Origin of the sequence: Enterobacter sp. ECC-249, assembly GCF_043965265.1 — a bacterium.
GTDB classification, from domain to species: Bacteria; Pseudomonadota; Gammaproteobacteria; order Enterobacterales; family Enterobacteriaceae; genus Enterobacter; species Enterobacter quasiroggenkampii.
Genome location: NZ_CP143660.1, coordinates 543,995 through 564,792, shown reverse-complemented (window position 1 = coordinate 564,792; position 20,798 = coordinate 543,995). Strand labels below are relative to the sequence as shown.

The window sequence follows — 20,798 nt, the reverse complement described above, 5'->3', positions numbered from 1 at the left end:
CGCCCTCCCTGCAGGGAGGGCGACAGGCTTATCTGAAGAGCTTTTGAACAAACTCTGCATAGGCCGGACGCCAGACGTCCATTTCGTGATTCAGACCGGGGTACATTTTATAGTCGAATTTGATGCCCTGTTTTTCCAGCTCCGCTTTCAGACCGGCGATATCTTTGCCGGTCACCGAATCGCGCTCTCCCACAACGACGGTGAAGTTATGCAGCTGCCGATTAATGGCCTCAGGCTGCTTAAAGCGTGCGGCTACGCCTTCGTCAGGAACGGTTGTCGTGGTAACGCCGCTGAACGTTCCCAGCCAGCCGAAGCTCTCCAGATGATTCATCCCGGAGACCAGCGCCTGATAACCGCCCTGTGACAATCCCGCCAGTGCCCGGCCGGCCGCATCTTTACGCACGTTGAAGCGCGTATCCACCAGCGGAATAATCTCGCTCATCAGTTCACGGTCTGCGGCTTTCGCATTGAGCGGATAGAAAGACTTTCGTCGTTCTGCCGGTGGGAAGTTTTCGGGGATGGCCTCAGCGCTCTCCGTCTCGGTGTCGGGTACGACCACCAGCATCGGTTTGATTTTCCCCTCGGCCATCAGGTTATCCATGATTTGAGGCAGACGGCCCTGGTCGATGGCCGAGAGCCCGGTATCCCCAAAACCATGGTAGAAGTAGAGCACCGGTAAGGGTTCCCCTGTGCCGTTGTAGCCAGGGGGAGTCCATACATAGACGCGGCGCTCTGACTTGAGCGACGGCGAGTGCCAGGTCAAGGTCGTCAGATCGCCATGCGGTACAGGACGATCGTCGAGAATACTGCCCGGAACCAGAATCAGGCTGGTGTTCACCTGCCGCTGAGGTTTTTGATAGCGGCTTCCCGTGTCGACTGAACGGAAACCATCGATGTCGAAATAATATTCGTAGAGATTCGGGGCCATCGGCTCGCTTTTCCATGACCAGACGCCATTTTTCTCTTTCGTCATATCATGGGAAACCTGGCTTTCAGGCATTGACCCCGTCACCACGGAGACTCGCGTTGCGCCGGGTGCAAACAGGCGAAACGTAATGCTTTTATCCGCATTAACCTGGGTTACATAGTGGCTGACCGGGGTAGGCTGATCAGGTGTGACCGGCAACGGTGCGGCAATAACGTCTGTTCCAGTACCGATCCCGATGCTGATGGCCATCGCCAGACACGCTAATGAATTTTTCATATACCATCCTTTGCTGTTTTTTCGTCTCACGTTAGCGCGTTTCGAACGTCAGGCAACGGATGAAGGGGAAAATTGTGATTACAATAGAAATAACAACGCCGGTGAGTACCGGCGTTGTTATCAGATGACAGGATTACTCTTTCGGATCTTTACCCGCCAGCAGCTTGTCCAGCTCGTCGCCGCCGACGTGACGGAAGTCCTGACCTTTCACGAAGTAGAAGATGTATTCGCAAATGTTCTGGCAGCGGTCGCCGATACGCTCGATGGAGCGCGCGCAGAACAGGGCCGTCAGTACGCTTGGGATCGTACGAGAATCTTCCATCATGTAGGTCATCAGCTGACGCACGATGCCTTCATACTCCTGGTCGACCTTCTTGTCTTCACGGTAGATACGCACCGCTTCGTCCAGATCCATACGCGCAAAGGCATCCAGCACGTCGTGCAGCATCTGCACGGTGTGGCGGCCCAGCGACTCCAGGCTCACCAGCAGCGGCTGGTGCTGCTGAGAGAACTTCTCCAGCGCGGTGCGGCAGATTTTATCCGCAACGTCACCAATACGCTCCAGCTCGGCGATGGTTTTGATGATCGCCATCACCAGACGCAGGTCGCTCGCCGTCGGCTGACGTTTCGCGATAATGCGCACGCAGGCCTCGTCGATAGCGACTTCCATCATGTTGACGTTTTTGTCGCCTTCAATAACGCGCTTCGCCAGCTCGCTGTCCTGGTTATGCATTGCCGTAATCGCATCAGAAAGCTGCTGCTCAACCATGCCACCCATGGTCATCACCTGCGTGCGAATGCTTTCCAGCTCTGCGTTGAACTGGCCTGAAATGTGTTTATTAAGATTGAGGTTGTCCATGGTTTCTCCACATGCACTAAGGCAAATCAACCGTAGCGGCCAGTAATATAATCTTCGGTTTGTTTCTTCGCGGGCCTGGTGAACAGCGCGTCCGTATCGCTGAACTCAATCAACTCGCCCAGGTACATAAACGCCGTGTGATCGGAACAACGTGCAGCCTGCTGCATGTTATGGGTCACGATTACCACGGTGTAATCCTGCTTCAGCTCGGTGATCAGCTCTTCAATACGGCCGGTTGAGATCGGGTCCAGCGCTGAACACGGCTCATCCAGCAGCAACACTTCCGGGCGAATCGCAATACCGCGCGCAATGCACAGACGCTGCTGCTGACCACCGGAGAGAGAGTAACCGCTCTGGTGCAACTTATCTTTGGTTTCGTTCCATAATGCGGCCTTGGTCAAAGCCCACTGCACGCGCTCGTCCATATCGGCACGGGAGAGTTTTTCAAACAGGCGAACGCCAAAGGCGATGTTGTCGTAAATGGACATCGGGAACGGCGTTGGTTTCTGGAACACCATCCCCACTTTGGCGCGCAGCAGGGCGATATCCTGCGCCTGGGTCAGAATGTTTTCGCCGTCGAGGATGATTTCACCTTCAGCGCGCTGCTCCGGATAGAGCGAATACATTTTGTTAAAGGTACGCAGCAGCGTGGATTTTCCACAGCCGGACGGACCGATAAATGCCGTGACCTGGTTCTTCGCGATATCCAGGTTGATGTTCTTCAGGGCATGGAATTTGCCGTAGTAGAAGTTCAAATCACGAACCTGAATCTTACCCGGGGCAGTATCGACCATACTCATTGACTCATTTCCTCATTCGGCGCCGCGAGCTGCCGCGCCGTAAAAAATTAACCGTGTTTCTTCTTCGCGAAAATGACGCGCGCCAGAATGTTCAGCAACAGTACGCAAAGGGTAATGATCAGCACCCCGGCCCAGGCCAGCTGCTGCCATTCCGCGAATGGGCTCATCGCAAATTTAAAGATCGTCACCGGCAGGTTGGCGATCGGCTGCATCATGTCCGTGCTCCAGAACTGGTTGGAGAGGGACGTAAACAGCAGCGGCGCCGTTTCGCCAGCGATACGCGCTACCGCCAGCAGGATACCGGTCATGATCCCGGAGACCGACGCCTTCAGCGTAATCGCAGAAATCATCTTCCATTTCGGCGTACCCAGCGCGTAAGCCGCTTCACGCAGGCTGTCCGGCACCAGTTTCAGCATGTTCTCGGTAGTACGAATCACAATCGGCACCTGCAGCAGCGCCAGCGCAATGACGCCCGCCCAGCCGGAGAAGTGTTCCATCTGCGCCACCACCACGGTGTAAACAAACAGACCCACGACGATTGAAGGTGCAGACAGCAGAATGTCGTTGATGAAGCGAATCACTTCCGCCAGCCAGGATTTACGGCCGTATTCTGCCAGGTAGATCCCCGCCATAATGCCCAGCGGCGTGCCGAAGACCGTCGCCCAGAGGATCAGCAATCCGCTGCCCGCCAGGGCATTCGCCAGACCACCACCCGCCGTATTCGGCGGCGGCGTCATTTCGGTGAACAGCGACAGTGACATTCCGTCAATCCCGCGAACGACCGTCGAGAAGAGGATCCAGACAAGCCAGAACAGGCCGAATGCCATCGTCGCCATCGAGAGCGTCAGGGCAATGCGGTTTTTCATGCGGCGTCTGGCCTGCATTTTGCGGCGGGATTCCGCCAGTTCAGCGGTAGCTTGCATTTCGAGAGTGGCCATTAGCGTGCTCCCTCATTTTTAGCGAGGCGCATAATCATCAGCTTGGAAATCGCCAGAACAATGAAGGTGATAACGAACAGAATCAGACCCAGCTCCATCAGCGCCGCCACGTGCAGACCCGATTCCGCTTCCGCAAATTCATTCGCCAGCGCAGAGGTAATACTGTTGCCCGGCATATAGAGCGACACGCTGTCGAGCTGGTAGGTGTTACCGATGATAAAGGTGACCGCCATGGTTTCACCCAGCGCGCGACCTAAGCCCAGCATCACGCCCCCGATCACCCCATTTTTGGTGAACGGAAGGACAATGCGCCAGATAACTTCCCAGGTGGTGCAGCCGATACCGTAGGCAGACTCTTTCATCATCACCGGCGTTTGTTCGAAGACATCGCGCATGACCGCCGCAATGTACGGAATAATCATGATGGCGAGGATCACACCTGCCGCCAGAATGCCGATACCGAAAGCCGGGCCTGAGAACAGGGCCCCCACAAACGGAATGGCTGAGAGGACATTACCCACCGGTTCCTGAAAGTACGTGGCGAACAGCGGCGCAAAGATGAACAGGCCCCACATGCCGTAGACGATACTCGGAATAGCTGCCAGCAGTTCGATGGCAATACCCAGCGGGCGTCGCAGCCAGCCCGGCGCCAGCTCCGTCAGGAACAGGGCAATACCAAAGCTCACCGGAACCGCAATCAGCAGGGCGATGAACGAGGTCACCAGCGTGCCGTAGATCGGCACCAGAGCACCGTAGATGTCGTTCGGTGCGTCCCACTCTTTGGTCCACAGGAAGGAGAAACCGAATTTCTGGATGCTCGGCCATGAGGAGAAAATCAGAGACACGATAATGCCGCCCAGCAGCAATAGCACAATCAGCGCAGCCAGTTTTACCAGCGCGCTGAAAATCATGTCACCTTTTTTACCCGGAGGGTTAAATGCAGGCTTGGTTGCAGCCATAAATTACTCTTCTGTTTGAGACGTTTTTACGAATATGCCCGGTGGCGCTAACGCTTACCGGGCCTACAGCTTAAACCGTAGGGCGGGTAAGCGCAGCGCCACCCGCCATCTTCGTTAAATATATCCTGTTAGTACAGCGCTTTACCGCTGCTGTCTTTTACGTTGGTTTTCCATGCAGCGCGAATCTGCTCAACCACGTTGTCTGGCAGGGTGGCGTAATCCAGAGCGTTAGCCTGTTTGCCGCCGTTTTTGTATGCCCAGTCGAAGAACTTCAGCACTTCAGCGCCCTGCTCAGGTTTCTTCTGCTCTTTGTGCACCAGGATGAAGGTGGTAGAGGTGATTGGCCATGCACCTTCGCCTTTCTGGTTAGTCAGATCCTGCGCGAAGGATTTGCTCCAGTCAGCGCCTTTCGCGGCGTTAGCAAAGTTCTCTTCGGTTGGGCTAACCGGTTTGCCGTCGGCTGAAACCAGTTTGGTGTAGGACAGGTTGTTCTGCTTCGCGTACGCATACTCTACGTAGCCGATGGAGCCAGGCAGACGCTGTACGAACGCGGCGATACCGTCGTTACCTTTACCGCCCAGACCGGTTGGCCAGTTAACGGTAGAGCCGGAACCGACTTTAGATTTCCACTCTTCGTTCACTTTTGCCAGGTAGCTGGTGAACACGAAAGAGGTACCGGAACCATCCGCGCGGCGAACCACGGCGATGTTCTGAGAAGGCAATTTCAGGCCTGGGTTGAGTTTAGCGATCGCTTCGTCATCCCATTTTTTGATTTTGCCCAGGTAGATGTCACCCAGCGTCTTACCATCCAGCACCAGCTCGCCCGACTTCACGCCCGGCAGGTTGATGGCCAGAACCACGCCACCGATCACGGTAGGGAACTGGAACAGGCCTTCCTGAGCCAGTTTGTCATCAGACAGCGGAGCATCAGATGCGCCGAAATCAACCGTGTTCGCGGTAATTTGTTTCACGCCACCGGAGGAGCCGATACCCTGATAGTTAACCTTGTTACCGGTTTCTTTCTGGTAGGTATCCGCCCATTTGGCATACACCGGCGCAGGGAAGGTTGCACCAGCGCCAGTCAGGCTTGCTTCTGCAAATACAGAGAACGCGCTCAGAGATAAGGTCGCGGCGACAACAGTTGCGACAGTGGTACGCATAACTTTCATAATGTCTCCTGCAAGATTTTCGTAAATCGTTGTTTAGTGGCTACGATGAGCAAAATAGGACAAACAGGTGACAGATAAATGTACGAATTATGACAGTTTTATGACAATGGAAATTTCACTTAAAAATTAGCAAAAGAAAGCTTAATTTTCATCTGGTTAGCCACTTTTGTGACAAGACGTTTTCAGAAATATTTTCTTTATGTGACACTGAAAAAAGTAGCTGAAGATGACAAATTGTCATTATTAAAAACGAGAAAGGATTGATGAAAAACAAACCGGGTGGGATAAAAAAGCTCCACCCGAAGGTGGAGCCTGAAGGGATTATTCTACGGTGACAGACTTCGCCAGGTTACGCGGCTGGTCAACGTCGGTGCCTTTGATCAGCGCAACGTGATAGGCCAGCAGCTGCAGCGGAACGGTGTAGAAGATAGGTGCAATCACCTCTTCCACATGCGGCATCTCGATGATGTGCATGTTGTCATTGCTGACAAAACCGGCATCTTTATCGGCGAAGACGTACAGGACACCACCGCGGGCGCGCACTTCTTCGATGTTAGATTTCAGTTTTTCCAGCAGTTCGTTGTTTGGTGCCACAACGATGACCGGCATATCCGCGTCAATCAGCGCCAGCGGGCCGTGTTTCAGCTCGCCTGCCGCATAGGCTTCAGCGTGAATGTAGGAGATCTCTTTCAGCTTCAGCGCGCCTTCCAGCGCAATCGGATACTGATCGCCACGACCCAGGAACAGGGCGTGATGTTTGTCAGAGAAATCTTCCGCCAGCGCTTCAATGCGTTTGTCCTGAGACAGCATCTGCTCAATACGGCTCGGCAGCGCCTGCAGACCGTGAACAATGTCGTGTTCAACGGAAGCATCTTCGCCTTTCAGACGCGCCAGCTTCGCCACCAGCATCAGCAGAACGGTCAGCTGAGTGGTAAACGCTTTAGTGGAGGCGACGCCGATTTCGGTACCCGCTTTGGTCATCAGCGCCAGATCGGATTCACGCACCAGCGAGGAGCCCGGAACGTTACAGATGGCCAGAGAGCCCAGGTAGCCCAGCTCTTTAGAGAGACGCAGCGCGGCCAGGGTATCCGCCGTTTCGCCAGACTGGGAAAGGGTGATCATCAGGCTGTTACGACGCACCGCGGATTTGCGATAGCGGAATTCAGACGCAATTTCCACATCGCACGGCACGCCCGCCAGGGATTCAAACCAGTAGCGAGAGACCATACCGGAGTTGTAGGAGGTGCCGCAGGCCACGATCTGAATGTGCTCGACCTTGCTGAGCAGTTCGTTCGCGTTTGCACCCAGCTCGCTCAGATCCACTTCACCGTGGCTGATGCGCCCGGTCAGGGTGTTTTTGATGGCGTTTGGCTGCTCGTAAATCTCTTTCTGCATGTAGTGACGGTAAGCGCCTTTGTCGCCCGCGTCGTACTGCAGGTTAGATTCGATCTCCTGGCGCTTCACCTGCTCGCCTTTGGTATCGAACACGGTCACGCTGCGGCGAGTCACTTCGGCGATATCCCCCTCTTCGAGGAAGATAAAGCGACGGGTGACCGGCAGGAGCGCCAGCTGGTCAGAAGCGATAAAGTTTTCGCCCATGCCCAGGCCGATAACCATCGGGCTACCGGAACGCGCGGCCAGCAGCGTGGACGGGTCGCGAGAATCCATGATCACCGTACCGTACGCACCGCGCAGCTGAGGGATAGCACGCAGCACCGCATCACGCAGCGTGCCGCCCTGCTCCAGCTCCCAGTGCACCAGGTGAGCAATCACTTCGGTGTCAGTTTCAGAGACGAAAGTATAGCCGCGCGCTTTCAGTGCTTCACGCAGCGGTTCGTGGTTTTCGATAATGCCGTTGTGCACAACCACGATGTGTTCAGACACATGCGGGTGCGCGTTACCTTCAGACGGTTCACCGTGCGTCGCCCAGCGGGTGTGCGCAATACCGGTACCACCGTGCAGCGGATGCTCTTCCGCAGCCTGGGCCAGCATCTGCACTTTACCGAGACGACGCAGACGGGTCATATGACCTTCTGCATCGACGACAGCCAGACCGGCAGAGTCGTAACCACGGTATTCCAGACGACGTAAACCTTCGAGAAGGATTTCAGCAATATCACGCTGCGCAACTGCGCCAACAATTCCACACATAATTTTAGATTCCGAATTTAGGCATTATGCCTGCGTTGTCGCTGACCTGTATTTGCCCTTTCCGGGCACCCCGAGCCTTGTAGAGAGTGGGGTTATTTTTATGGGTACTGCCTGTGGGGGGAGGATTATGTTATCCCCTCACCCCAGCCCTCTCCCCAAAGGGGCGAGGGAGAAAAACACCGCACCGAACGATCCCCTCTCCCCTTTGGGGAGAGGGTTAGGGTGAGGGGTAAATCCGTTACTTCTTCTTCACCGGGCGTTTCCAGCCCTGCTTGCTGACCTGCGGAACGCGGCTTAGTACCAGCTCGTTCTCGGCCACATCGCGCGTTACGGTTGTTCCAGCGGCAATAGTCACCCCGTTACCCACGGTAACAGGCGCCACCAGCTGCGTATCAGAACCAACGAACACGTCATCACCGATGATGGTTTTAAACTTATTCGCGCCGTCATAGTTACAGGTAATCGTCCCTGCACCAATATTCACGTTATTGCCAATTTCCGCGTCGCCCAGATAGGTCAGATGACCAGCTTTCGAGCCTTTACCCAGACGCGCTTTTTTCATTTCCACGAAGTTACCCACGTGAGCGCCTTCCAGCAGCTCAGAGCCCGGGCGCAGACGCGCAAACGGGCCGATGGTACAGGCGGCATCCAGACGGGCATCTTCCACCACGCTGTACGGGCTGATTTCGCAGTCGTCGCCGATGACGCTGTTTTTAATCACGCAGCCGGCGCCAATTTTGACGCGATTGCCCAGCGTAACGTGACCCTCGAGGATAACGTTAGTATCAATCTCAACGTCACGCCCGTGAGTTAATGAGCCACGCAGATCGAAACGCGCCGGATCGCGCAGCATCACCCCCGCCAGCAGCAGTTTTTCGGCCTGCTCGGACTGATAAATACGCTCAAGACGGGAAAGCTGCAGGCGGTTGTTCACGCCGTCCGTTTCGCTGATGCGCGCCGGATGAACGGCGGCAATTTCACACCCTTCGTGGTACGCCATCGCAATGATGTCGGTGATGTAGTATTCACCCTGCGCGTTGTTGTTATCGAGTCTGGACAGCCAGCGCTTCATATCCGCGCCATTGGCAATCAGGATACCGGTGTTGATCTCCTGAATCTGGCGCTGTTCGTCGCTGGCATCTTTATGCTCAACAATACCCGTGACGTTGCCGTTTTCACGGGTGATACGGCCATAACCGGTTGGATCGTCCAGCACGACGGTTAATAAACCAATGCCGCCCTGCGGTTTGGCTTCACGCAGGCGAGTGAGAGTTTCAACGGAAATCAGCGGGACATCGCCGTAGAGCATCAAAATGTCTTCGTCATCCGCAAAGAACGGGGCTGCCTGCTGCATCGCATGGCCTGTGCCCAGCTGTTCGGCCTGAAGCACCCAGTTGAGCTTGTCGTCGCTCAGCGTCTTTTTAAGCAGATCGCCGCCGTGGCCATAGACCAGGTGAACCTGACCGGCACCCAGTTCATTCGCTGCATCAATGACATGCTGCACCATTGGCTTTCCTGCAAGCGTGTGGAGCACCTTAGGCAGATCGGAATACATGCGGGTCCCTTTGCCAGCGGCAAGGATCACCACGCTCATCGCACTGTTTGACATACGCATCCTGACGGTTGTTTGAGTGTGAAGTAAAAACGTTTGATGCTTAAAATTCTACATCTTTTTCATCATGAATTAAGGCCGAAAAAAAAAGCCAGCCTGGTATCCAGACTGGCTTTTGTGCTTTTCAAGCCGGTGTTACATCGCTTTTTTGGTCAACTCGATAACGCGCAGTTTCGCGATCGCTTTGGCCAGCTCCGCAGACGCCTGAGCGTAATCCACGTCACCATGAGAGCTGTTAATGTGCTCTTCAGCCTTACGCTTCGATTCCAGGGCTCGCGCTTCGTCGAGATCCTGTCCACGGATAGCGGTATCGGCCAGAACGGTCACACTGCCAGGCTGCACTTCAAGAATGCCGCCGGAAAGATAGATAAACTCTTCGTGACCGAACTGTTTAACGATGCGGATCATACCAGGCTTAATGGCGGTGAGCAGCGGTGCGTGACCCGGGAAAATACCCAGTTCACCTTCACTACCCGTTACCTGGATTTTCTCGACCAGACCAGAGAACATTTGTTGCTCTGCGCTGACGACGTCCAGGTGGTAAGTCATTGCCATATCACCCTCCGATTAAGGCGTTAAAGTTTTTTGGCTTTTTCCACGGCTTCGTCGATGGAACCAACCATGTAGAACGCCTGCTCCGGCAGGTGATCGTATTCGCCTTCCATAATGCCTTTAAAGCCACGGATGGTGTCTTTCAGGGAAACGTATTTACCTGGAGAACCGGTGAATACTTCCGCAACGAAGAACGGCTGGGACAGGAAGCGCTGGATCTTACGCGCACGTGCTACCACCAGTTTGTCTTCTTCAGACAGTTCATCCATACCGAGGATGGCGATGATGTCTTTCAGTTCCTGGTAACGCTGCAGCAGGGACTGTACGCCACGCGCGGTGTCGTAGTGTTCCTGACCAACAACCAGTGGATCCAGCTGACGGCTGGTGGAGTCCAGCGGATCAACGGCCGGGTAGATACCCAGAGACGCGATCTGACGGCTCAGTACCACGGTTGCATCTAAGTGAGCAAAGGTGGTTGCTGGAGATGGGTCAGTCAAGTCATCCGCAGGTACGTATACCGCCTGAACGGAGGTGATAGAACCGGTTTTGGTAGAGGTGATACGTTCCTGAAGAACACCCATCTCTTCCGCCAGCGTAGGCTGATAACCTACCGCTGAAGGCATACGACCCAGCAGTGCAGATACTTCCGTACCGGCCAGGGTATAACGATAGATGTTATCAACGAACAGCAGAACGTCACGGCCTTCGTCACGGAACTTCTCAGCCATAGTCAGACCGGTCAGCGCAACGCGCAGACGGTTTCCTGGTGGCTCGTTCATCTGGCCGTAAACCAGGGATACTTTGTCCAGAACGTTGGAGTCGGTCATTTCGTGGTAGAAGTCGTTACCCTCACGAGTACGTTCACCTACGCCCGCAAACACAGAGTAACCGGAGTGCTCAATCGCGATGTTACGGATCAGCTCCATCATGTTTACGGTTTTACCAACACCCGCACCACCGAACAGACCGACTTTACCGCCCTTCGCGAACGGACACATCAGGTCGATAACTTTGATACCGGTTTCCAGCAGTTCCTGAGAGCTGGACAGCTCTTCGTAGGAAGGTGCCGCGCGGTGGATAGCCCAACGCTCTTCTTCACCGATGTCGCCTTTCATGTCGATTGGCTGACCCAATACGTTCATGATACGACCCAGTGTTGCTTTACCTACCGGGACTTCGATCGGGTGCTCAAGGTCTTTTACTTCCAGACCACGACGCAGACCGTCGGAAGAACCCATCGCGATGGTACGCACGATACCGCCGCCGAGCTGCTGCTGAACTTCCAGCACCAGGCTCTCGTTACCATTCTGTACCTCAAGCGCGTCGTACACGCGTGGTACGGCGTCCTGAGGGAACTCGACGTCCACCACGGCGCCGATTACCTGGACAATCTTTCCAGTAGCCATCTTGAATCCTCTACGTAATTCGTAAACCTGGTTAAACCGCGGCGGCCCCCGAGACGATCTCGGTGAGTTCCTGAGTAATGCTGGCCTGACGAGCTTTGTTGTAAACCAACTGCAGCTCTTTAATCAGGCTGCCGCCATTATCGGTCGCGGCTTTCATCGCCACCATTCGTGCGGCCTGCTCGCTGGCCAGGTTTTCTACAACGCCCTGATAAACCTGAGATTCAACGTAACGACGCAGCAGGGTATCCAGCAGCGGTTTCGGATCGGGTTCATACAGGTAATCCCAGGTTTTTTGTTTCAGCTCGCCATCTTCTGATGCCGGTAACGGCAGCATCTGAGTGAGCGTTGGAACCTGAGACATGGTGTTAATGAATTTGTTGCTGACAACGTACAGTCTGTCCAGACGGCCTTCATCATAAGCCTGCAACATCACTTTAACCGGGCCGATCAGTTCGGACAGGGACGGGTTATCACCCATACCGGTCACCTGAGCGACAATGTTGCCACCAACGGAGTTAAAGAAAGAGACGCCTTTAGAGCCGATCATTGCGATATCGCACTGAACGCCTTTTTCAGACCATGCTTTCATATCCGCCAGCAGTTTTTTGAACAGGTTAATGTTCAAGCCGCCACACAGACCACGGTCGGTCGACACCACCAGGTAGCCCACGCGCTTAACGTCGCGTTCTTCCAGGTAAGGGTGCTTATATTCCAGATTACCGTTTGCAAGGTGACCAATCACTTTGCGCATGGTTTCTGCATAAGGACGGCTGGCCGCCATGCGATCCTGCGATTTACGCATTTTGGAAGCGGCGACCATCTCCATCGCTTTAGTGATCTTTTGCGTGTTCTGGACGCTTGCGATCTTACTACGTATCTCTTTTGCGCCGGCCATGAGCTTCTCCTCAATGCCAGGCGGCTTGTCCTGAGACAAGCCGCCGGACGATTACCAGGATTGGGTTGCTTTGAAGGAATCGAGGATAGCTTTCAGCTTGCCTTCGATTTCGTCGTTATAGCCACCGGTCTGGTTGATCTCTTGCATCAGCGGAGCGTGATCACGGTCGACGTAAGCCAGCAGAGCTGCTTCGAAGCTACCGATTTTCGCCAGTTCCACATCTTCGAGGTAACCGCGTTCAGCCGCGAACAGTACCAGGCCCTGCTGAGCAACAGACATTGGTGCATACTGTTTCTGCTTCAGCAGCTCGGTCACTTTCTGACCGTGGCTCAGCTGTTTACGGGTTGCTTCGTCCAGATCGGATGCGAACTGAGAGAACGCAGCCAGTTCACGATACTGTGCCAGCGCGGTACGGATACCACCGGACAGTTTCTTGATGATCTTGGTCTGAGCAGCACCACCAACACGGGATACGGAGATACCCGGGTTAACCGCCGGACGAATACCGGAGTTAAACAGGTTAGTTTCCAGGAAGATCTGACCATCGGTAATAGAGATTACGTTGGTCGGAACGAACGCAGAAACGTCACCCGCCTGAGTTTCAATGATCGGCAGAGCGGTCAGAGAGCCCGTTTTACCCTTCACTTCACCTTTGGTGAAGTTCTCGACGTATTCCGCGTTAACGCGGGAAGCACGCTCCAGCAGACGAGAGTGGAGGTAGAATACGTCGCCAGGGAACGCTTCACGTCCAGGTGGACGACGGAGCAGCAGGGAAACCTGACGATAAGCAACAGCCTGTTTAGACAGGTCATCGTATACGATCAGCGCATCTTCACCGCGGTCACGGAAGTATTCGCCCATTGCGCAACCGGCGTATGGCGCCAGGTATTGCAGTGCAGCAGATTCAGACGCAGTTGCTACCACAACGATGGTGTTAGACAGTGCGCCGTGCTCTTCCAGTTTACGAACCACGTTAGAAATGGTGGACGCTTTCTGGCCGATGGCCACGTACACACATTTGATGCCGGAGTCACGCTGGTTGATGATGGCGTCGATTGCCATCGCGGTTTTACCGGTCTGACGGTCACCGATGATCAGTTCACGCTGACCACGACCGATTGGGATCATGGCATCAACGGACTTATAACCTGTCTGAACAGGCTGATCTACGGACTGACGGTCGATAACGCCCGGTGCGATAACTTCGATTGGGGAGAAGCCATCGTGCTCAACCGGACCTTTACCGTCGATTGGCGCACCCAGGGTGTTAACAACGCGACCCAGCAGGCCACGGCCAACCGGCACTTCCAGAATACGGCCAGTACACTTAACCTTCATGCCTTCGGCGAGGTCAGCGTATGGACCCATCACAACTGCACCAACGGAGTCGCGCTCCAGGTTCAGTGCGATAGCGTAACGGTTACCCGGCAGGGAAATCATCTCACCCTGCATACAATCGGCCAGGCCGTGGATGCGGATAACACCGTCACTTACAGAAACAATAGTACCTTCGTTGTGAGCTTCACTCACAACACTGAACTGAGCAATGCGCTGCTTGATCAGTTCGCTGATTTCGGTGGAATTCAGTTGCATGCTCCAGTCCCCTTAAGACTGCAAGACGTCTGCAAGGCGTTCAAGACGGCCGCGTACGCTGCCATCAATGACCATATCACCCGAACGGATGATTACGCCTGCCATTACAGACTTATCGATTTTGCAATTCAGCTTAACTTTGCGTGACAGACGTTTTTCCATCGCGGCGGTGATTTTCGCAAGCTGTTCGTTACTCAGTTCAGTCGCAGAAGTTACTTCAACTTCAGCGGTTGCTTCACTGAGGGCACGTAAGTGCTCAAACTGCTCGAGAACATCCGGGAGCACACGGAGACGACCATTTTCTGCCATCACCTTAATCAGGTTCTGGCCGTTGGCATCCAGTTGCTCTCCGCACACGGCGATAAACGACGCGGCGAGAGTTTCAGGTGCTAACGCACCGGAAAGCAACTCAGCCATTTGTTCGTTTTTCGTCACCTCAGCGGCAAACGCCAGCATATCCTGCCAGCGATCGACATTTTGGTGTTCGACAGCAAAGTCAAAAGCTGCTTTGGCGTAGGGGCGAGCTACCGTAACAAATTCAGACATCAGCCCCTCCCTCCTTACAGTTCAGCGACAAGTTTGTCCACGATGTCGCTGTTAGCAGCTTCATCCACGGAACGTTCGATGATCTTCTCGGCGCCAGCAACAGCCAGAATCGCAACCTGCTTACGCAGTTCTTCACGAGCACGTTTACGCTCAGCATCAATTTCTGCCTGAGCCTGTGTCACGATCTTAGTACGTTCCTGTTCTGCTTCAGCTTTGGCTTCGTCCAGGATCTGCGAACGGCGTTTGTTAGCCTGTTCGATGATAACCTGAGCTTCCGCTTTCGCTTTTTTCAGCTGGTCTGTCGCGTTGGCCTGTGCAAGGTCCAAATCTTTCTTAGCGCGTTCTGCAGAAGCCAGACCGTCAGCAATTTCTTTCTGACGTTTTTCGATGGCAGCCATTAAAGGCGGCCATACATACTTCATGCAGAACCAGACAAAGAGAATAAACGCGATGGCCTGGCCGAGGATTGTTGCGTTCATGTTCACAGCACAATACCTCTTTAATTTCTGTGGCTTAGGGTTTTAAAACTACTACTACGCGACAGCAAACATCACGTACAGACCCAGACCTACAGCGATCATTGGGATAGCATCCACCAGACCCATAACGATAAAGAACTGAGTACGCAGCAGAGGAATCAGATCAGGTTGACGCGCTGCGCCTTCCAGGAATTTGCCCCCGAGGATGCCGATACCGATCGCAGCACCGATAGCCGCCAGACCCATCATCACAGCGGCAGCCATGTACAGCAGATCCATATTCAGGTTTTCCATGACAGTCTCCAGTTTGTTTCAATTAAAACGTAGTAGTGTTGGTAAAAAATCAGTGCTCTTCAGACGCCATCGACAGATAGACGATCGTCAGAACCATGAAGATAAAGGCTTGCAGCGTAATGATCAGGATGTGGAAAATGGCCCACGGCACATTCAGAACCCACTGTGACCACCACGGCAGAAGACCCGCGATCAGAATGAAAATCAGCTCACCCGCATACATGTTGCCGAACAGTCGCAGACCCAGTGAAACAGGTTTGGACAGCAGGCTAACGCCTTCCAGGATCAGGTTGACCGGAATAAACGCCCAGTGGTTGAACGGCTGCAAGGTAAGCTCTTTCACAAAGCCGCTTACGCCTTTCATTTTGATGCTGTAGAAAAGAATCAGGATAAACACGCCCAGCGCCATCGACAGGGTGATGTTCACGTCCGCAGACGGTACAACACGCAGTGCAGGCAGGCCGAAGATGTGCTCGCCGATAAACGGCAGCAGATCGATTGGCAGCAGGTCCATCAGGTTCATCAGGAAGACCCAAACGAACACGGTCAGCGCCAGCGGAGCAATCAGCTTGCTCTTGCCATGGTACATGTCTTTGACGCTGCCATGGACGAAGCCGATGATCATTTCGATGAAGGTCTGGAATTTCCCTGGTACACCGCTGGTCGCCCGTTTAGCAACACCGCGGAACATGGCCAGGAACAGAAGACCCAAAACCACCGAGAAGAACATGGAGTCGATGTTGATCGTCCAGAAGGTGGCCGGGGGGTTATGTGGATCCACCAGCGAGAATGTACGCAGGTCCAGCTGAAGGTTATTCAGATGGTGACCTATGTAATCCTGCGGCGTCATATTTTCTGAAGCCATGATGCCTTTTACCCTTTGTTATTGATTACAGCTGGAGCCAGAACTTGTACCACCAGCACCAAAACCCACGTTGCTATCAGCGGCATGAAGACCACTTTCAAAACCGCCAGCGCCATCACCAGTAGAGCAAAGGTCAGCAACACCTTACACACTTCGCCGATGGCGAAGGACCAGGCCACGCGGCCTTTGGCGGGTGTATGCGCCTGATGACGCCAGGCAAAAATCATAAACAACACGTTTGGCAGCACAACCGCCAAACCCCCGCACACGGCGGAGATGCCCCAGAAGGGGTCTTTGAGGCTAAACAGCAGTCCACTTGCTATCACAGCCAGAAACTGAATGAACAGAAGCTTACGAGCAACGTTTCTACTCAAGAGCGACACAGACATCACGTTTTTACTCCTGCTCCCTTCGAGGTATGTCGCGTGTCGTATAAAACGTCCTTTAAGGCTCAGAGTCAAGCATCAAAAAGCGGTCAAATTATACGGTGCGCACCCGTGATTTCAAACATTAAGTAGCGAAAAGGTGAATAAATGTTTAAATATTTTTCCCCACCGCTATTTTTTAACTTTCGCTGAAAGCGTCAACCTTCGACCAAAACTGCAAACAGCGCGAAAACGTTGACGATAAAGCGTGCACGAGATCACAAAACACACATTTGCGATAAGGTTGTATTTATCAAAGGCGCAAATCGCGGAAATTTATCTTTATGAAATTAAACGCAAAACGTCGTAACTATTTTCAAAACAGCCCAGTACACAATAAAAACCTTTTATTGACATTCTTAATAAATAATTAACATTGCGTTCTGGTTACTGCCTTCCACTTTTAGCAGACTTATATTTTCACAGATGACTATCTTCTCGGTGAATAATAGTTACTTCGTTAACCGGAAGAAAAACCTTAGTGAAGCAGAGGTTAAAAGTCGCCCGATAAATCCCCGCTAGTTGTGCTGTTTTTTAACATGATAAGAACAGCACGAATTCCACATTTTTTATTAATTTTTTAAAAATTGTTTGGCTTAATTATCACCAGGTGACGTTCACCTTCGAGCTGAGGAATCTCTAATTTCTCAATAGACTCGACGGCAAAACCGTCCGGAAGCTGTTCAATCTCATCGCCTGGCAACTGCCCTTTCAGCGCATAAAAGCGGCCATTCTCTGCAGGCAAGTGTTTGCACCAGCTCACCATGTCATTGAGCGACGCAAACGCGCGGCTGATAACCCCGTCAAACGGCGGCTCTGCCGGGAATTCCTCTACCCTGCTCTGCACGGGCGTGATGTTCTCAAGCTTCAGCTCATGCTGTACCTGACGTAAAAAGCGCACGCGTTTGCCAAGGCTGTCCAGCAGCGTGAAGTGGCTCTCAGGGCGAACAATCGACAGCGGAACGCCCGGTAAACCTGGTCCTGTACCCACGTCGATAAAGCGTTCACCTTTCAGCCAGGGGGCAACCACGATGCTGTCGAGAATGTGGCGAACGAGCATCTCGTTGGGGTCGCGAACAGACGTCAGGTTGTACGCTTTGTTCCATTTGTTCAGCATATCGACATACGCCACCAGCTGATTTTTCTGGTGATCGGTGAGCGAAATACCTGCCTGATCCAGCAGACGAGAGAGTTTGTTGAGCACGGTGAATACCTGTTGAGAGTTTTTTTGCCCGGTGGCGCTGCCGCTTACCGGGCCTACGAATAAGTAGGGCGGGTCAGCGAAGCGCCACCCGCCAAAAGCAATGTCAATTACGCGCTGCGGCGCAGCATGCCTTGCTTTTTCAGCCACACCAGCAGGATCGAAATCGCCGCTGGGGTCACGCCCGAGATTCGCGATGCCTGGCCGATCGACACCGGTTTGTGATCGTTCAGCTTAGCGATCACTTCGTTGGAAAGGCCAGTCACCTGGCGGTAGTCCAGCATTTCCGGCAGGAGCGTGTTTTCGTTGCGCTGCTGCTTTTCGATCTCATCCTGCTGACGCGCGATGTAACCTTCGTACTTCACCTGGATCTCAACCTGCTCTGCAGCTTCAGCATCTTCCAGGCCCGGCGCGAACGCGGTCAGTTTGACCAGGTTCTCGTAGGTGACTTCAGGACGGCGCAGCAAATCTTCACCGCTGGCCTCGCGCGACAGCGGCGCTGTTAAGTGAGCGTTTACTTCAGCAGCGGTTTCCGCCTGCGGATTAACCCAGGTGGTTTTCAGACGCTGACGTTCCTGTTCAATGCGCTCCAGCTTCTCGTTGAAGCGCGCCCAGCGTTCGTCATCGACCAGGCCGAGCTCGCGGCCCATTTCGGTCAGACGAAGGTCGGCGTTATCTTCACGCAGCATCAGGCGATATTCTGCGCGAGAGGTAAACATACGGTACGGTTCTTTGGTACCCAGCGTGCAGAGATCGTCAACCAGCACGCCCAGATACGCCTGAGAACGGCCTGGTGCCCAGCCCTCTTTCTCAGCAGAGAAGCGCGCGGCGTTCAGACCGGCAAGCAGACCCTGTGCAGCCGCTTCTTCGTAGCCGGTGGTGCCGTTAATTTGCCCCGCGAAGAACAGACCGTGGATGAATTTGCTCTCCAGGGTTGGCTTCAGGTCACGCGGATCGAAGAAATCGTACTCAATAGCGTAGCCAGGGCGAACGATTTTCGCATTCTCCATCCCCTGCATTGAGCGAACAATTTGCATCTGCACATCGAACGGCAGGCTGGTGGAGATGCCGTTCGGGTAAATTTCGTTTGAGGTCAGCCCTTCCGGCTCCAGGAAGATCTGGTGCTGGTTACGATCGGCAAAGCGCATCACTTTGTCTTCGATCGACGGGCAGTAGCGCGGACCGATCCCTTCGATCACGCCGGCGTACATCGGGCTGCGATCGAGGTTATTGCGGATCACATCGTGAGTTTTCTCGTTGGTATGCGTGATATAGCACGGCACCTGCTGCGGATGCTGTGCCGCATTGCCCATGAACGAGAAGACCGGCATAGGGTTATCACCGTGCTGTTGCGCCAGCACGCTGAAATCAATGGTGCGCGCATCAATACGAGGCGGCGTACCGGTTTTCAGACGGCTTACGCGTAGCGGCAGTTCACGCAGACGGCGAGACAGTGGAATAGACGGCGGATCGCCGGCACGGCCACCGCTGTAGTTATCCAGACCGATATGAATTTTACCGTCCAGGAATGTGCCCACGGTCAGCACCACGGCTTTCGCGCGGAATTTGAGGCCCATCTGGGTCACGGCACCCACGACGCGATCGTTCTCAACGATAAGATCTTCAACCGCCTGCTGGAAGATCATCAGGTTCGGCTGATTCTCCAGAGCGGTACGCACTGCCTGACGGTAAAGCACGCGGTCTGCCTGAGCTCGGGTCGCACGCACAGCGGGACCTTTACTCGCGTTTAGTATCCTAAACTGGATGCCAGCCTGATCGATCGCTTTCGCCATCAGGCCGCCAAGTGCATCCACTTCTTTTACCAGGTGTCCTTTCCCAATGCCGCCAATCGCCGGATTACAGGACATTTGTCCCAGCGTGTCGATATTGTGTGTCAAAAGCAGGGTCTGCTGACCCATACGCGCTGCGGCCATTGCGGCCTCAGTGCCTGCGTGACCCCCGCCAATGATGATGACGTCAAAAGGATCCTGATAAAACATGGTGGTCTGCCTCGCGTAAAGCGGTATGAAAATGGATTGAAGCCCGGGCCGTGGATTCTACTCAACTTTAGTCTTTCGAGAAAGCATTGGGATCCTGGGCTATTAAAAAGAAGATCTTTTTATTTAGAGATCTGTTCTATTGTGATCTCTTATTAGGATCGCGAACCTGTGTGGATAAGTCCGATCTCGCAAAGAAGATCATGCAGTTAGAAAGGATCGTTTGCTGTGAATGATCGGTGATCCTGGACAGTATAAGCTGGGATCAGAACGCGACTTTATACACAGGTCAAAAACGATACAATAGTTGTTATTTGGATAACTACGGGTTAATACGAGCTTTTAACCAGAGTTATCCACATCTGTTCGCGCGATCTTTAATCGTTTTTGAGTAAATTTTTCCATTCCGCGAGCCAGATCTCGGCTGGATCCTCCGGAATGTCATGATCGAGGATGTTGATCTTGAGCGTTTCACCCAGCTGTTTTGCTCCGCAGGAGGTCACAGCGGCTTCAACTTTCTCTATTGCCCCGCAAAAGGTGTCATATTCACGACTGCCGATCCCTACTGCGCCAAAACGGACGTTTGACAGATCGGGCTGCTGTTCCAGCAGTTCGTCATATAAAGGTTGCAGGTTATCCGGCAGATCGCCCGCGCCGTGCGTGGAGGTGATCAGCAGCCAGACCCCGTCAGTCGGAAGATCTTCCAGCAACGGGCCGTGCAGGGTTTCTGTGGAAAAGCCCGCATCTTCCAGCTTCTCAGCCAGGTGTTCCGCTACGTATTCCGCACCACCAAGGGTGCTGCCGCTGATAAGGGTAATGTCCGCCATTGATCGCTCGCCCAGATAAAGAGACG

The 20,798-nt window shown here is 53.7% G+C and carries 20 protein-coding genes; all 20 read right to left on the bottom strand.

Translation table 11 applies throughout. The annotated features are described in order from the left end of the window. Window positions 1-28: 28 nt before the first annotated feature. On the bottom strand, window positions 29-1,177 hold the full coding sequence (locus tag V1587_RS02750) for an esterase (RefSeq protein WP_395314586.1): 1,149 nt from the start codon (window positions 1,175-1,177) through the stop codon (window positions 29-31). Between the two features lie 160 nt (window positions 1,178-1,337). Continuing rightward, complete coding sequence (gene phoU / locus V1587_RS02745; RefSeq protein WP_008500182.1) at window positions 1,338-2,063, bottom strand: phosphate signaling complex protein PhoU; 726 nt, start codon at window positions 2,061-2,063, stop codon at window positions 1,338-1,340. 26 nt (window positions 2,064-2,089) lie between these two features. Continuing rightward, entirely contained in the window at window positions 2,090-2,863 is a 774-nt protein-coding gene (gene pstB / locus V1587_RS02740) for a phosphate ABC transporter ATP-binding protein PstB (protein ID WP_010426574.1), read from the bottom strand. A 47-nt stretch (window positions 2,864-2,910) separates the two neighbouring features. Next, on the bottom strand, window positions 2,911-3,801 hold the full coding sequence (gene pstA / locus V1587_RS02735) for a phosphate ABC transporter permease PstA (RefSeq protein WP_024907882.1): 891 nt from the start codon (window positions 3,799-3,801) through the stop codon (window positions 2,911-2,913). Further along, window positions 3,801-4,760: a phosphate ABC transporter permease PstC gene (pstC, locus tag V1587_RS02730; protein ID WP_023333924.1), complete on the bottom strand. Its 960-nt coding sequence runs from the start codon at window positions 4,758-4,760 to the stop codon at window positions 3,801-3,803. The genes pstA and pstC overlap by 1 nt, the downstream gene beginning before the upstream one ends. A 128-nt stretch (window positions 4,761-4,888) precedes the next feature. After that, complete coding sequence (pstS, locus tag V1587_RS02725) at window positions 4,889-5,929, bottom strand: phosphate ABC transporter substrate-binding protein PstS (RefSeq protein ID WP_008500186.1); 1,041 nt, start codon at window positions 5,927-5,929, stop codon at window positions 4,889-4,891. Window positions 5,930-6,250: 321 nt separating this feature from the next. After that, on the bottom strand, window positions 6,251-8,080 hold the full coding sequence (gene glmS / locus V1587_RS02720) for a glutamine--fructose-6-phosphate transaminase (isomerizing) (RefSeq protein ID WP_371899823.1): 1,830 nt from the start codon (window positions 8,078-8,080) through the stop codon (window positions 6,251-6,253). Between the two features lie 238 nt (window positions 8,081-8,318). Continuing rightward, window positions 8,319-9,689: a bifunctional UDP-N-acetylglucosamine diphosphorylase/glucosamine-1-phosphate N-acetyltransferase GlmU gene (gene glmU, locus V1587_RS02715; protein WP_371899824.1), complete on the bottom strand. Its 1,371-nt coding sequence runs from the start codon at window positions 9,687-9,689 to the stop codon at window positions 8,319-8,321. A 138-nt stretch (window positions 9,690-9,827) separates the two neighbouring features. Continuing rightward, window positions 9,828-10,247, bottom strand: coding sequence for a F0F1 ATP synthase subunit epsilon (locus V1587_RS02710; protein WP_003862360.1), 420 nt, complete (start codon window positions 10,245-10,247; stop codon window positions 9,828-9,830). 20 nt (window positions 10,248-10,267) lie between these two features. Then, window positions 10,268-11,650: a F0F1 ATP synthase subunit beta gene (gene atpD / locus V1587_RS02705; RefSeq protein WP_006177559.1), complete on the bottom strand. Its 1,383-nt coding sequence runs from the start codon at window positions 11,648-11,650 to the stop codon at window positions 10,268-10,270. Window positions 11,651-11,681: 31 nt separating this feature from the next. Then, window positions 11,682-12,545, bottom strand: coding sequence for a F0F1 ATP synthase subunit gamma (gene atpG / locus V1587_RS02700; protein WP_024907886.1), 864 nt, complete (start codon window positions 12,543-12,545; stop codon window positions 11,682-11,684). Between the two features lie 51 nt (window positions 12,546-12,596). Continuing rightward, complete coding sequence (gene atpA, locus V1587_RS02695) at window positions 12,597-14,138, bottom strand: F0F1 ATP synthase subunit alpha (protein ID WP_006808751.1); 1,542 nt, start codon at window positions 14,136-14,138, stop codon at window positions 12,597-12,599. 12 nt (window positions 14,139-14,150) lie between these two features. Beyond that, window positions 14,151-14,684, bottom strand: coding sequence for a F0F1 ATP synthase subunit delta (gene atpH / locus V1587_RS02690; RefSeq protein WP_023309790.1), 534 nt, complete (start codon window positions 14,682-14,684; stop codon window positions 14,151-14,153). A gap of 14 nt (window positions 14,685-14,698) precedes the next feature. Next, a complete protein-coding gene (gene atpF, locus V1587_RS02685) occupies window positions 14,699-15,169 on the bottom strand; it encodes a F0F1 ATP synthase subunit B (RefSeq protein ID WP_014072436.1) in 471 nt (156 codons plus the stop codon). 48 nt (window positions 15,170-15,217) lie between these two features. After that, complete coding sequence (atpE, locus tag V1587_RS02680; RefSeq protein WP_000429386.1) at window positions 15,218-15,457, bottom strand: F0F1 ATP synthase subunit C; 240 nt, start codon at window positions 15,455-15,457, stop codon at window positions 15,218-15,220. A 49-nt stretch (window positions 15,458-15,506) separates the two neighbouring features. Then, window positions 15,507-16,322: a F0F1 ATP synthase subunit A gene (gene atpB, locus V1587_RS02675; protein ID WP_008500193.1), complete on the bottom strand. Its 816-nt coding sequence runs from the start codon at window positions 16,320-16,322 to the stop codon at window positions 15,507-15,509. Between the two features lie 8 nt (window positions 16,323-16,330). After that, window positions 16,331-16,711 carry a F0F1 ATP synthase subunit I gene (gene atpI, locus V1587_RS02670; protein ID WP_371899825.1) on the bottom strand — a complete coding sequence of 127 codons (381 nt, stop codon included), beginning with the start codon at window positions 16,709-16,711 and terminating at the stop codon, window positions 16,331-16,333. A 616-nt stretch (window positions 16,712-17,327) separates the two neighbouring features. Next, a complete protein-coding gene (gene rsmG, locus V1587_RS02665; protein WP_148769899.1) occupies window positions 17,328-17,951 on the bottom strand; it encodes a 16S rRNA (guanine(527)-N(7))-methyltransferase RsmG in 624 nt (207 codons plus the stop codon). Window positions 17,952-18,058: 107 nt separating this feature from the next. Further along, a complete protein-coding gene (gene mnmG / locus V1587_RS02660) occupies window positions 18,059-19,948 on the bottom strand; it encodes a tRNA uridine-5-carboxymethylaminomethyl(34) synthesis enzyme MnmG (RefSeq protein ID WP_023333918.1) in 1,890 nt (629 codons plus the stop codon). Between the two features lie 374 nt (window positions 19,949-20,322). Then, on the bottom strand, window positions 20,323-20,772 hold the full coding sequence (gene mioC / locus V1587_RS02655) for an FMN-binding protein MioC (RefSeq protein ID WP_023309786.1): 450 nt from the start codon (window positions 20,770-20,772) through the stop codon (window positions 20,323-20,325). Between the last annotated feature and the right edge of the window lie 26 nt (window positions 20,773-20,798).